Below are 13,452 nucleotides of genomic sequence, written 5' to 3' on the forward strand. Positions count from 1 at the left end.
TCTTGGTATAGAATGAAAGGTATTTGTGCGAATTAATTAACTTTCGCTGTTTAATATTGTTAATTACGTTTTTTCAGGGCTTGTTATGTATAAAATAAGGGAAATAAAAATAGACGGATTCTGGTACAGGTTTTCCGCATTCTGTCAGTTCAATGACGATGTGAATATAATTATTGGACGGAACGGAACAGGGAAGACCACTTTTATGAACATCCTCCATTCTATACTATCTGTCGATATGGATGGGTTAATGGACAACGAATTTGAAGCAGCGGAGGTTAAGCTAGTAAAGGGGAAAAGCGTAAAAACTGTTAAAGTTACCAGGGCAAATAGCAGGAATCTACCATTCTGTTCTTTCGAATATAGGGTTTCAAGGAAAAAATACGTAGTTCGAGGGCTCCTTCAAGACGATCGCAGAATGCCTGCGCATTACAGGCGTCGATTCATTGAGGAGTCATCTGAACTACGCCAAGAGCTTTCAGACTTGGTTTCACTATCTTCTTTGTCAGTGTACCGACTTCGAAGCGGGGATGATTTTGAGATAAAAGATCGATCTGGAAAGCGCTTAGTTTCGCCGGTAGATTTTCGACTCTCTCAGTTGAAGTCTTCTTTGACGCACTACCAGTTTGAAATGTCCCAAAAGGCACGCTCAATATCGAGTAAACTACAAAAAGATGTTCTGGCCTCTATCTTGTACACGGGGTCATCCGAAAATAACTTTGAAATACCAGATTCTTTTGATAAAACTGAAGAAAAGAAGAGGCTGACAAATGCTTATGCGCGGCTAGGAGCGGCAGATTCAGAAGTTCGAAAAAAGATATCTTATCATATATCAGCTATCGACGACGCGTTTGAAAGTTTTAGGTCTCACCGCAAAGGGAAAGAAATCTCGGACATAAATTTCGCTGCTATCGAGGGGTACTTTAGGACGCAGAATATTATGTCCATGTCGCTGGATGCAGAAGAGAAAATAAAGGAAGTTTTTTCTCACATTAATCTTTTTATAGATACTCTGAAGGAGTTTATACCGGAAAAAACGTTTCATTTGGAGTCGGGCGAGATAAAGGTTGTTGGCTCGGACGATAATGAGATAGACGTTGAAAGATTATCGTCCGGTGAAAAGCAACTTCTTATACTTTTGATCGAGGCTTTGCTGCAGAGACAAAAGCCATTTGTTTACTTGGCTGATGAGCCTGAACTATCGCTTCACATAGAATGGCAAAGAAAAGTCTTGCCGGCAGTTCGAAGGCTTAATCCCGAGGCACAGATAATCGCCGCAACTCACTCGCCAGAGGTGGCGTCGAAGTATAAAGGTTCACTGATAGATATGAAGGAGGTGGTAAGTGCCTAATCTTTCATATTCGGATGATGCTTTAAATGTCCTGAGCGATTTCTATGGCGTCAGTCACATGTTATTTGTCGAGGGTGACGACGACGTGGTTTTTTGGGAGATGATACTTGATATTTTTGATGTCCGAGGATTTAAGGTAAAGGCTGTTGATGGTAAAGAGGAAGTTGAGAAATATATAGCTAAAATTGAGGGTGGATTGCTGGATTCTTGGATTGCAAAAGATTCTGACTATTCTATGATCGCCGGTAATAGTGCCTCAGACAAAGTGCTGGTTACTTATGGGCATTCAATAGAGAACTCGATATTAAATATAAAATCTGTTTCTAAGGCAATTAGGTCTCTGGGTCGAGTGTCGATCAGTCAAGTTAAAGAAAAAGATATTAAAGAGTGGCTGGATGAATTTTTAGATAGTTTTGATAAGCTGATAGTTGCTGATGTGGTAAATGATATTAATGGCCTTGGCGTAAGAATCTTAGGGAATAATTGTACTAGATTCATGACTTCTGAGAAGTCTCATAACCCTTGTATAAGGAAGATTGAAGGTCAATTGAGTGGTCCCGTTCGGGCGACAGTTGAGCCTCATATGGACGAAGTCCGGACAGCTATACGTAAGTCGGGAAGGGAGATTCATGATGTTGTTCGAGGTCACTTCCTGTTTTCCGCATATTTAAAATACGTAAACTACAGAATAAAAAGCGCGGGCTCTTTTAAGAAGGCGTCCAACGACGCATTTTTTTCAACATGTGTTGTTGTTTTCGACCAATCTGTAGATCGTAAAAGTAATCATTTCCTTCACTATAAAAGAGAGGTTGAAAAGCTATTATCGGATGCATAGTCAGTGCACCACAATAGAAGATGATTAAGGACATGTATGGACGCCTCCCCAGGGTCAAGTCTGCCTGTCGATGAAGCGGGTGGTTCACGGACATATATCCGGCGTCGTTCCTGGGGCGACTTTTCAACGCGCCCCGCGCCTTGATGAGATCCGACCCCGGCCGCCTATACAGGCACTCGTGCTGCAACGCGACTTGATACTTCAGGGCATTCGATACCCTGGAAGTCTGCCTGGATACGGGCGGCCGTCTCCCAAAGGGGGTGAGCTCACCCACCAGTGCGGCCAGCAATGACGCAGCCAGATGAGCCAGGGAGTATGACCGTAGCCAGTTCGGCCAGGGATGGAGCGACGAGGTCGGCGACTGCCAGAACAGCCGTGCGGACGCGCTGATCGCGACATCCAATCTGCAGTTACTAACCCGAAATAAAGTAAGCGAACATCATCCAGAGATATAAGCCAGGTCCGGATGACCAAAAAACGATTTCAATAGCTTTGGCAATTTCTGCAAGCGCCGAAGCTGCCGGTAAACAATGCTCCGAAGTTGTTCTTTACTGTTGATGATCTTTTTACCGACGTGGTGGTATTTGATGTAGCCCCAAACAGACTCATCAGGGTTCAGCTCCGGCGAGTACGGCGGCAGGAAGAACAGCCTGAGCTTGCCGTCGAGGCTCTCGACATACTCGCGAACGCGACGAGCATGGTGAACCGGGTGGTTATCGAGGATCAGGAAAACCGGCTTGTCAGCGTCTTGCACCAGAGCCTTGAGGAAACCGAGAAACGCATCGGTGTTCATGGTGCCCTGAATCGTTTTGAAGCGAAGCTCACCGCGAGGTGAGATGGCCGAGATCAGATTGATGCTGAAGCGACTGCCGGTATTGCGGATGATCGGAGTTTCACCCTTGGGCGCCCAGGTCGTGCCACTGTGATAATCAGACCGGATACTGGCTTCATCACCGAAGTAGATGGTGGCACCGACTTTTTTGGCTTCCTTGCGGATTTCCGGGTAGGTCTCTTCTTTCCACTGCTTCACGGCCTCTGGTTTTTGCTGGTAAGCCCTATGCAGTGGTTTCTGGGGCGTCAGCCCCAGGTTTCGAAGCAGACGACCAACCGAGACATCGCTTAACCGGACGTTGAACTTTTGCCGGATGAGCTCACGCACACGACCCCGGGTCCACAGGGCAAAATCAAACTTCAGCTGGTCCGGCGTAAAGGTTGTTATCCAGGTATACAGCTCCCGGATCTGAGCGCCGCTCAGCTTTTTGGGGCGACCAGAAATTTGCTTGGCCTTAAGTGCGTCAAAGCCACCCTCTCGGTAGGCAGCCAGCCATTCGTAAATTCGTGCCCGGCTCATGCCAAGCGCTTTGATGACGACTTCCGGGCTCTCGCCATCCATGACTCGTTGAACGGCGCGAACGCGAATGGCTTCTAATGTTTTGTGATCAAGTTTACGACCGTCATCGTGGCGCATGTGTGTAGATATCCGATAAGCTTGGCAAACGACCGCTACATTATAAATGATGTTCGCTTACTTTTGTACCCATTAGTAGGTAGGCGACTAACCTCTTGATTTCCCCCAATGACTGGACTTTGGCGTACGTGATCAGGTAATCAGCGTTGGTCTCGAATTGTGCTACGATAGGTGATAGCGGGCACGTACTCAGATATCATGCAGGCTCGTTTCGGGGAGAGTGAACAATGAAAAACAGAGCAGAAATGGTCCGATTAGCACGGCTAAGGAAGTTCTATTCGATTAGAGGCGATGGCGTAGCACGATTGCGCTTGAACGACGCTGTAGCGAACAAAAAGTTTCGGGCCAGCATTCGAAAGCTGGCGGATCTTGACCTTGAGAAGAGCTCTTCAAGTGACGAAACGGAACGGAACCAGGTAAGCATGGCTCAATGAATGGTAGTTTTGCTATTTTGGCCGTTGCCATTGCCACGTCGGGCTACATTTTGGCAAGCAAGTGCCTTTTAAACCGATATCGAGTAGCCCGACAGAGCGGGCATAGATTATACCTATCTTCACTGAAATATGGTATCTATGCCCATTTTCCCGCGTTATTTCTCGCATGGATCTTTTCATTAGCTATTCCCCCTCTGAACACTCCCATTACGACAGCCATTTTAACGATCCTGTCGGCCCTCACTTTTACAGAGGTTTATAATCGAAAGCCAAGCTCGCATCAGTGGATACAGCTAAAGTCTCTCCTTGGACAGATCCGAGAACAGCCGTTAGCCCATAGCTATAAGAAGTTAAAGGAAATTTTCCCGATCGACGAGGAGCGGAGAAGTGTAGCGCTATGGGAGGCTTGGCAAGAGAACGATATTGAGCTGATTTGCGCTTACGCGGTTGGTGAGTTCAAGCCCGTGGCTGTAACTTTGGAAAGCAAGAAAGTTTACGTAGGGATAGTGGCAGATACTATTGAGCCATCAGACCAAGATTCATACCTCTCTATTTTGCCGCTCTACAGTGGTTATAGAGACGACAGCCAAGCTTTTAAGCTCAATCACAAGTACGTGACACTGATAGAAGCATTGTTAGGTGAAGGCAAGGAACTCAGTGGGACCACCTTAGACTACGCGATCGCTATTCCGCTCGAAAGAATTGTTACTATTCATATCTTCAACGAAGACCTTTACCAAGAAGTATCCGGCCGCTCAACTGAGAACATTATAGATAGCCCGGATAAGCCAGAATAAGCGAACGGATAACCGGGACAGATCTATTTTCCGCCGTCGTTTTCCATAGATACGCAGCTGGGTGCTGCTGCAAAGTTGTCCGGGCTTCCTCGTGCAGGGGGTTCTGAAGAGTGGGCCCATGGGCCGGGCGGGCATCATTGAGGACACCTGTTCACGCGCAGGCATCGATAAAAGGCTGAACCATGCAGATTGGCGTCATCGCAGACACCCACAGTAAAATGCGTCCCGAAGCCCTGGACGCACTGCAAGGCTCAGACCTGATCCTGCACGCCGGTGACGTCGGTCGGGACGAGGTGCTGGACGCGCTGGAGGCCATTGCGCCGGTGGTGGCGATTCGCGGCAATATCGACAACACAAGCCGCGCGGCGGATCTTCCTGATGTGCGGGATCTGGAATTCCTCGGCCACGCGTTTTACATGCTCCACGACGTCAAAACCCTCGACATTGAACCGCAAGGTCGCTACCGGGTGGTGATTGCCGGCCATTCCCACAAACCTCGCAATGAGTGGGTCGGTGACGTGCTTTACTTCAATCCGGGTGGTTCAGGGCCGTGGCGTTTTACGCTGCCCATTACCGTAGGTCGGCTAGACGTGAGTGAAGATTGTATATCCGGCGAAATCATCGAACTGCCGGTTTGAGGCGTTTCGGGCTGGCCCCCATACCCTCAGGCAAAATCATACTCCCCACCCCTCTCAAGCCCCCGCTGATAAGCCGGCCGGGCATGCACCCGTTCCACCCAGGCCGTGATGTTGGGCCGGTTGTTACCGACGATGCCCCGGGCGACGGAGGCTTCCAGGGGGAAACTCATCTGGAAATCCGCCGCGCTGAGGCTGTCACCCAGGAACCAGGTGTTCTTCGCCAGATGGGCTTCCACAAAGTCCATGTGGGTGTTGATCATCGGCCCGATGAAAGACTGGTTGGTTTTGTTGGCGATGCCCTTGGCCACGGGTTTGATAAAGAACGGCATCGGGCTGGTTTTGACCTTTTCGAACACCAGGCGCATCAGCAGCGGCGGCATCAGTGAGCCTTCGGCGTAGTGCAGCCAGTAGTTGTAGTCCAGCCATGCCTGGCCACTGTCCGGCGGGGGCATGGTGTCCTTGCCGTAGGTGCGGGCCAGGTAGTCGATGATAAGGCCGGACTCCGCCACCACCAGGTCGCCGTCGGTGATGACAGGGGATTTACCCAGCGGGTGTACCTGCTTGAGGGTTGCCGGAGCCTGCATGGTCTCGGGATCGCGTTCGTAGAACCGGATTTCGTAGGGTACGTCCAGTTCTTCCAGCATCCAGAGAACCCGTTGTGAGCGGGAATTATTCAGGTGGTGGACTGTGATCATGCAGGTACTCCGTTCGCATCAATGGAATGAACAGGTTAGCAGACTGGTTGGCCAATGCCTGGCTGCGATCAGAGAACGGCGTTGGGCAAGGCCTACTGTCGTGGCCAGATTGAACCGTCCTTGCGGGAAGTTATAGCGAAATAGACCTGTCCCGGTTGCCGAAAGCATGCTAAAACGTCGCCGCCCAGTGGCCCATCCTCATCGAGCGCTCCAGGCACCCTCCCTTTCACCAGGATATCAGCATGTCAGACAAGTTTTTCTACAAGGGCCGCCAGGACGCACGCCAGCACCACACCGCTTACAGCGGCTTTGAGACCAAGGCCAGCAAAAAGGCGGGCACCAAAAAATACCCGCTGAACTTGGTAGTCACCAGCGAGGCCCGCAAGCAGGAGCTCGAAGCCCAGGTGGCAGAGGCCAGGCTGTATGCGAACATTACCGTTGATCTTCGCGATGGAGCGGTCGAGTCCATCAGTGAACTGACCGCCCTTTCCGGAAAAGGCGCGACGGTAACCACGGCAAAAGCCCCGTCCCGGAACGATCCCTGTCCCTGTGGCAGTGGCAACAAATTCAAGAAGTGCTGCGGCTGAACGCCGTCGGGAGAACAGTATGGTGATCTGTGGCGTCGAACTGACCGGCAACGATGCGGTGGTCTGTTTACTGAACCTGGATCGCGGCCAGTTCAGCCTGCCGGAGACCAAGGTGCGCAAGTTGTCGCTGAACAGGAACCACACCCGGGAAGATCTCAAGCAGTTCCAGTCGGCTTTCGCTGACCTGATGGCCGAGCACGGCGTGTCCCTTGTTGTCATCAAGGAGCGGATGCAGAAGGGCAAGTTCGCCGGCGGCGCCGTCAGCTTCAAGCTGGAGGCCGCCATCCAGCTGATTTCCGGACTGGATCTGGATGTGGCGTTACTTCCACCCGCACTGATCAAGTCTACCCTCGCAGCCAACCCGCTGCCGGTGCCCTTTGCCGAGACCGGGCTGAAAGCCTTTCAGGAAACGGCCTTTACCGTGGCCTATGTGGGGCATATGGCGGCTGTTTGAAAACCGGGACAGACCTGTTTTCAAATGATTTGTTCGGATTCCAGCGTGATCACACCACACCCACCCGTCAGTTCACGTAAGAGGGTGGCAGCGATGGCTTCGGCGCTAACCGGGCGATAGCGTTTGGGTATGACGGGCGCCAGCAGGCGGCTGGCCATCAGGCCCAGTTTCTCGGCTGGCCGGTTGTCTTCCCGCTTTGCGTCAATCAGCGACGGCCTTGCCAGCACCACCCGCTCAAAGCCCATCCGGGCTACCGCCGATTCCACCTCTCCCTTGGTACGCAGATAAAAGTTCCGGCTCATCGGATTCGCCCCGAGGGCGGAGTTCAGGACAAACACCCTCGCGCCCGCCGCCCGGGCTTGCTCTGCGCAGGCCAGGACCAGGTCGTGATCAACCCGGTAAAAGGCTGGTTTCGAACCAGCCTGCCTGAGGGTGGTGCCAAGGCAGCAGATCACAGCATCTACCGCCCACCAGTTTGCCTGCGGCAGCGGCAGGTCAAAGGGAATGACCGGGTTGTGGACCTTTCCCGGGGCCGCCAGCGACCGACGAGTGGGCGCCACGATGGTTTCAAACCTGCGATCTTTGCGGGCCTGATCCAGCACCTGGCTACCCACGGCGCCTGTGGCTCCAAGAATCATCAGCTTCACGGGGACCTCCTTTTAACCGCCAGTCAATGCCAGACGGGACACTCATTGGTACCGGGCCAACGGGATGAAGAGATATCCTCAGGCACGGCTATCCAGTATGCAAATCCAGCCTGATCACCGACACCTGGCGAGCTACCTTCCATCAGATGCCCTCCACGTCATGTCCTCTCCTGTGCGCTACACTCCAGTCAGCAGTTCCCTTTCTCACCCGTCAGCGTGGGAGAACCACAATGCTGGACTACGAACTCTATTACTGGGATCTGCCCTTTCGCGGAAATTTCATCCAGCTTTTTCTGGAGGAGGTCCGGGCGAATTACCGCAAGCTGGATGCCAGCGAGGTCTACCCTGACAGGCGCCTGAACCTTCAATACCCGGGGATGGCACCTCCGTATCTCTACGACTGCAGGACCCAGGTCTGGTACGCGCAGATGCCGGCGATTCTCATGCATCTGGCGAAGGCCTACCACTTTCTTCCCGACGAACCTGAGCAACAGACCCTGGCTCTGAAGGTGGTGCTCGACTGCAATGACGTTCTCATGGAAATCACAAACCACAATGGCACTGTGATGTGGAATCAGGATACCTGGACCGATTTCCGGACTCGTCGCCTGGCTGACTGGATGGTCATTTTCGAGAAGACCGGGCAGGCCCGTCGCCTCAAACCGGGCGCGGGTTATCTGCTGGGCTCCAGGCTCACGGTGACCGATATCGCGACGGCTGCATTGTTTGCACGCTGGTTTACAGCTTTCCGGAACTGGCCGCGGACCTGGAACAAAACGCTCCCCTCATCGCGAGTCTCTGCCAACGGGTGGAAGGCCGTCCGTCGATCAGACCGTTTCTTGAAAATCAGCGAAGGGAGTTGGGTAGGGCCTACTGTGGTGGCCAGATTGAGCAGTCCTTGCGGGACGTCATAGAAAAATAGGTCTGCCCTGATTGCCGATACCTTCGCGTGGCAAACCATTGCCTCTTACAGCCACGGGGTAGGGTACGGCCAGGCAGGACATGGTTTTACAGGGACGGAACTGATGGCCAGACGCTACGGCTTTCCGTCTCCGGGATGTCTACTATCATGAAGGTATAGGGCTTGGCGTTGGAAGCGGGAATGGGGTCCGGTGGACAACGGATCATCTCCCATTCCCCCTTCTGCTGCAGTTGGACAAACCACTGTGTCCTTTATCTGTGAACGATTTCCTCCTTCAGGGAGTAGGCGATACCGAGGACTTCATCACACACCGGGCGCGGGTATTCCATCTCGTTCATGGCCTGCATTATATCGTCAACCACGGCCAGGAATTCGGCTGAGCTGACGTTCATGCCGGTGTGGGTCTCCAGCATCGAGCGTCCGGTGTACTCTACGGGGCCGCCGGAGCCGGCTGCGAGGAATTCCTTGACCTTCTCGCGTGCCCTGGCCGTTGCCTCCTCGGACAGGGCCTGGTATCTGGGGCCGGCAACATCGTTCTGGAGGTGGAGGTCGACAATGCGGTCGACAAGTTTGTCAATACCAGCCTGGCCGCCGAGTCTGTTGTACAGGGTGTCGCTCGTAAGGATGTTGTTCATAAGAAATACTCCTTTTTCATAGGGTGTTCGGCAGGTGCACCAGGCACCTACCTAATGGGGCGTAACAATCCTTGTTACATCGGAACAGGGAGGGCTGAGTGGTGGAGGAGACAGAGCTTTCGCGGATTCGTGGAGCACTCGACGCTGGCGACTTTGTCAGGGCGCGCGAACTGATTACCTCACTGCCTAATGAGCGGTCTGCCGAGTTGCTGGAGCTTCGGGCTATGGCTGCGTACGGCAGTGGGGACCTGGAAGAAACGCTGACCGCCTACGGTGAACTCTACCGCTTTCACCTTGACACCGGCGACACGCACCAGGCGGCATTCGCGGCGGTGATGGTGGGCATGTACCTGATGATGGATACGGGGTTGATGGCCACTGTGCGGGCCTGGCTGTCGCGGGCCGAACACCTGATCGAAGATGTACCTGACAGCCCGGTCTGGGCATGGCTGGCGGCCGTAAGGACCTATGAACGGCTGATGTGCGGCGATATGCCGGGCACCGCGCAGTGGGCCCAAAAAGCAATGGAGCAGGGCGGGAAGCATGGTCTGACACCGCCATCCATCATCGGACAGGTCGCCCTGGCAAGGGTATGGATTTATAACGGTGACGTTGATAAAGGGCTCAGCGCCCTCGATGACGTGGCTGTGGAGCTGAGCGCCGGGAATCTCGACCCCCTGACGACAGGGCAGATGTGGTGTGAGGTTATCTGCGCGATGCAGTGGATCGGGCACCATGATCGCGCCGAGGAATGGACCGAAGCCATGGAGCGATGGCGTCAGGGGGCAGCATTTGGGGGGCTTAATGGCCGCTGTCGGGTGCACCGGGCGGAGATCATGCGTTTGCGGGGGCCATGCGACGCCGCCGAGCAGGAAGCGCTCCAGGCATGTGAAGAATTGCGGCCCTGGATGCGGCGGGAATTTGGCTGGCCGCTGACTGAACTCGGCAATTCGCGGCTGCGCAAGGGTGATTTTGTGGGCGCCGAGGAAGCCTTCCTGGCGGCGCACCAGAACGCTTGGCTGCCCCAACCCGGGCTCGCATTACTGCGACTGGCTCAGGGACGAGTCGACGAAGCCGCTTCAATGATCGAAACGGCGCTCGAGCATCCGTTTGATATCCCATCGAAGGAACGGCCACCCTCGGGCAGCCTGCAACGGGCGCCTCTGCTCGATGCTCAGGTGGTCATCGCCCTGGCAGCGGGCAAGTTCGACGATGCCCATGCCGCGGCAACGGAACTGGCTGCCATCGCGGAAAAATATCAAAGCCGTACGCTGAAAAACGCTGCTCTGGCAGCAGCAGGTCGCCTGGCACTCCGGGACGGGCGGGCAAATGACGCCATACGGCTGCTCACCGAAGCTGTCATGGAATGGGCCGAGTTGCGAATGCCTTACGATGCGGCAGATTTGCGGATAGTGCTGGCGGCCGCTCACCGGCAGGCGGGGGACGAGCGCATCGCAGAGATGGAACTGGATGCAGCCTGCCGAGCCCTTGAAGCCCTCAACGCCAGGCCCTGGGCGGAACTGGCTCGCCAACGGGAACCGGCGGTGTCGGTGCGGCCGTGTGCAGACACCGAGCATTGCCTGTTTCGCTGCGAGGGTGAGATGCGAACGGTTACCTTCGGGGGCGCCACCGTGCGCCTGAAGGATCTCAAGGGTATGCGTTACCTGGAACGAATGCTGGCCGAGCCCGGCCGGGAATTCCATGTGCTCGACCTGGTTTCGGTGGAACGTGGGGCGCTCCCCGCCAACACCTCACTGGACGCAGCCCGTATCGATGCCCAGTGCGGGTTGGAGGTGTTCGATTCGAAGGCCCGTGAGGCCTACCGGCAAAGGCTGACTGAGGTGGAGGAAGACATCGCGGAAGCGGAGAGCCAGAACGATTTCCGCCGCGCCGAGCTGGCACGTGCTGATCGCGAGTTTCTGGTTGATGAACTCCGCCGCGGCGTTGGCCTGAATAACCGCGCCCGGATGGTCGGCGATGGCGTTGAGCGTGCGCGGACCGGCGCGACCCGCTCACTGCGTTATGCCATCAATCGGATTGCCCGGCATCACCCCCGTCTTGGCGAGCACCTCGCGCGGACCGTACGCACCGGTATCTACTTTGCCTATGAACCTGATCCTCGCGCGCCCTTGCATTGGGCGACGTGAGCCTGTTCCTGTCAGGACCGAAGCCGAGGACCGAAGCCGGCACAGATCTATTTTTTCTATTTGGAGGCTGATTCGGAACTGGAATACGAGTGTCTTGTTCAGGTCTGATTCATAAGGAAGTCGCCCCTCTTACGATTTTGTAACTAATTGAAAAATAAATAAAAGGTAACAAGTGGCCTAGCCCGAATTTCTCATGAGGGGATAAAAGAAAGCGGCTGAAAGTGTTAAAATTTCAGGACCTTACACCATCAATCAACACCAACAACCGCTATCCAAAATGGTACCTCAAAAACTGACCTTCTCGCCACTTTCCCGCCGCCAGATTGAAACCGACTTCTCCGGAGGCCATATCACCTCCGATGCCGGCTTGCTGTTACTGCGCGAAGTCGACAAACAACACCGGTTAACCCAACGGCTGGCCGAGACTCTGACCGACCAGCGGGATCCCCGGATGATTCGTCATGAGCTCAAGTCCCTGGTCCGGCAACGGGTCTACGGTGTGGCCGGTGGCTACGAAGATCTGAATGATCATGAAGCGCTTCGCTTTGATCAGGCACTACAAACCGCCACGGGGAATGCCTCGACTCTGGCCGGCAAGTCCACGCTTTGTCGAATGGAGCAGGCGATGGATCGGCAAACCATTGTCAAAGCGCATGAGTTGCTCTGGCACCACTTTATCGAGCAGCATGAGAAGCCGCCCAAGGAAATCGTGCTGGATTTTGACGGCACCGATATTCCGGTGCACGGCGACCAGCCGGGTAAGTTCTTTAACCGGTATTACGACCATCACTGCTACTTCCCGCTTTACGTCTTCTGCGGTAGGCACTTGCTGGTGAGCTATCTGCGCACCAGCAATCGAGGTGATGCCCGGCACAGCTGGGCCATTCTGGCGCTGCTGGTGCGATTTATTCGCGAGTATTGGCCACAGACCCGGATCGTGTTCCGGGGCGACTCCCACTTCAGCAAGCCCCGACTGCTGGCCTGGTGCGATCGCAACCAGGTGGATTACATCGTAGGCATGGCCCGCAACCAGCGGCTGGAGGCGCTTGCCGCCCCAGCCATGGACAAAGTCCGGACCTACTACGAGGCTCATGGCCATAAGCTCGCCAGCACCTTCCGCTTCCGCTACAAAGCCCGAAGCTGGCATAAGCCACGCTGGGTGGTTGCGCGCCTGGAATATGGCCCTCAAGGCCCGAACCCCCGGTTCGTTATCAGCTCCCGCTACGATGACGGATTCAAGCTCTACTACGAACAGTATTGCGCACGGGGTGATATGGAGAACCGGATCAAGGATCAACAACTGGATCTGTTTGCCGGTCGCACCTCCAGCACACACTGGTGGACCAACCAGTGGCGGCTGATCTTATCCGGCTTCGCCTACACCCTGTTCGAGCGTTTGCGGGTGCATCTGAAAAACACGCCCTTCGAACGTATGAGTGCCGGCACCTTGCGCTTGAAGCTGATCAAGGTTGGCGCAGTCATCATCCGCAACACCCGCCGAATACGGGTGTTGATGAGTGATAGCTATCCACACAAGAACGATCTCTCAGCACTGGTTCAGCGCTTGGTGCCCCAGTAGATAATCGGGCTCCCCCGGCCCGATACCAATGGGGGAAAGGGGGAGTTGTGCCTGAATGCCGGAAACTGGCTAAATAATCGCCAACTTCGACCATGACCACTCGGATCTGGCACTACCAGGCTTGGTCTGCGAAGGTTGTTGGAGCACTATGAGAAATCCGGGCTAGCGTGTGTTTTTGATATTCTCGAAGGGTTCACAAAACTGACGAGTGCCTGATGGGGAGATGGAGACAATGGTTTACTTCTCGTCATACCGCTCAGATC

The 13,452-nt window shown here is 54.4% G+C and carries 12 protein-coding genes and 1 pseudogene; 9 read left to right on the plus strand and 4 right to left on the minus strand.

Going from position 1 to position 13,452, the window contains the following annotated elements:
* The first annotated feature begins 85 nt into the window (after positions 1 to 85).
* Together LJ360_RS05100 and LJ360_RS05105 are read left to right on the plus strand one after the other, a co-directional pair.
* Positions 86 to 1,351: an AAA family ATPase gene (locus LJ360_RS05100; protein WP_264995466.1), complete on the plus strand. Its 1,266-nt coding sequence runs from the start codon at positions 86 to 88 to the stop codon at positions 1,349 to 1,351.
* The gene (locus LJ360_RS05105) at positions 1,344 to 2,186 is read left to right on the plus strand and encodes a DUF4435 domain-containing protein (RefSeq protein ID WP_264995467.1); all 843 of its coding nucleotides are present in this window, start codon (positions 1,344 to 1,346) and stop codon (positions 2,184 to 2,186) included. The genes LJ360_RS05100 and LJ360_RS05105 overlap by 8 nt, the downstream gene beginning before the upstream one ends.
* Positions 2,187 to 2,625: 439 nt before the next feature.
* Here LJ360_RS05105 and LJ360_RS05110 read toward each other — a convergent pair whose 3' ends face one another.
* A complete protein-coding gene (locus LJ360_RS05110; RefSeq protein ID WP_264994463.1) occupies positions 2,626 to 3,654 on the minus strand; it encodes an IS630 family transposase in 1,029 nt (342 codons plus the stop codon).
* Between the two features lie 430 nt (positions 3,655 to 4,084).
* Between LJ360_RS05110 and LJ360_RS05115 the strand changes: the two genes are divergently transcribed.
* Together LJ360_RS05115 and LJ360_RS05120 are read left to right on the plus strand one after the other, a co-directional pair.
* The gene (locus LJ360_RS05115; RefSeq protein WP_264995468.1) at positions 4,085 to 4,885 is read left to right on the plus strand and encodes a hypothetical protein; all 801 of its coding nucleotides are present in this window, start codon (positions 4,085 to 4,087) and stop codon (positions 4,883 to 4,885) included.
* Positions 4,886 to 5,067: 182 nt separating this feature from the next.
* A complete protein-coding gene (locus tag LJ360_RS05120; protein ID WP_264995469.1) occupies positions 5,068 to 5,523 on the plus strand; it encodes a metallophosphoesterase family protein in 456 nt (151 codons plus the stop codon).
* 26 nt (positions 5,524 to 5,549) lie between these two features.
* Here LJ360_RS05120 and LJ360_RS05125 read toward each other — a convergent pair whose 3' ends face one another.
* Positions 5,550 to 6,218 carry a glutathione S-transferase gene (locus tag LJ360_RS05125; protein WP_264995470.1) on the minus strand — a complete coding sequence of 223 codons (669 nt, stop codon included), beginning with the start codon at positions 6,216 to 6,218 and terminating at the stop codon, positions 5,550 to 5,552.
* 242 nt (positions 6,219 to 6,460) lie between these two features.
* On the opposite strand from LJ360_RS05125, the gene LJ360_RS05130 reads away from it, so the two are divergent.
* Both LJ360_RS05130 and LJ360_RS05135 read left to right on the plus strand, forming a co-directional pair.
* Positions 6,461 to 6,805 carry a PBPRA1643 family SWIM/SEC-C metal-binding motif protein gene (locus tag LJ360_RS05130; RefSeq protein ID WP_264995471.1) on the plus strand — a complete coding sequence of 115 codons (345 nt, stop codon included), beginning with the start codon at positions 6,461 to 6,463 and terminating at the stop codon, positions 6,803 to 6,805.
* Between the two features lie 19 nt (positions 6,806 to 6,824).
* Entirely contained in the window at positions 6,825 to 7,259 is a 435-nt protein-coding gene (locus LJ360_RS05135) for a DUF3010 family protein (protein WP_264995472.1), read from the plus strand.
* Between the two features lie 20 nt (positions 7,260 to 7,279).
* Here the strand turns inward: LJ360_RS05135 and LJ360_RS05140 are convergent, their stop codons facing one another.
* Complete coding sequence (locus LJ360_RS05140) at positions 7,280 to 7,897, minus strand: NAD(P)H-binding protein (RefSeq protein ID WP_264995995.1); 618 nt, start codon at positions 7,895 to 7,897, stop codon at positions 7,280 to 7,282.
* 545 nt (positions 7,898 to 8,442) lie between these two features.
* Here LJ360_RS05140 and LJ360_RS19995 point away from each other — a divergent pair.
* Positions 8,443 to 8,828, plus strand: a pseudogene (locus LJ360_RS19995) (glutathione S-transferase family protein).
* A gap of 251 nt (positions 8,829 to 9,079) precedes the next feature.
* On the opposite strand, the gene LJ360_RS05150 reads toward LJ360_RS19995, so the two are convergent.
* Complete coding sequence (locus LJ360_RS05150) at positions 9,080 to 9,463, minus strand: truncated hemoglobin (RefSeq protein WP_264995474.1); 384 nt, start codon at positions 9,461 to 9,463, stop codon at positions 9,080 to 9,082.
* A 98-nt stretch (positions 9,464 to 9,561) separates the two neighbouring features.
* Here LJ360_RS05150 and LJ360_RS05155 point away from each other — a divergent pair, with 98 nt between their 5' ends.
* Complete coding sequence (locus LJ360_RS05155; RefSeq protein ID WP_264995475.1) at positions 9,562 to 11,610, plus strand: hypothetical protein; 2,049 nt, start codon at positions 9,562 to 9,564, stop codon at positions 11,608 to 11,610.
* Between the two features lie 277 nt (positions 11,611 to 11,887).
* Positions 11,888 to 13,189: an IS1380-like element ISMaq3 family transposase gene (locus tag LJ360_RS05160; protein ID WP_011784498.1), complete on the plus strand. Its 1,302-nt coding sequence runs from the start codon at positions 11,888 to 11,890 to the stop codon at positions 13,187 to 13,189.
* The last annotated feature ends 263 nt before the right edge of the window (positions 13,190 to 13,452 follow it).

Source organism: Marinobacter sp. AN1 (assembly GCF_026013985.1).
GTDB classification, from domain to species: domain Bacteria; phylum Pseudomonadota; class Gammaproteobacteria; order Pseudomonadales; family Oleiphilaceae; genus Marinobacter; species Marinobacter segnicrescens.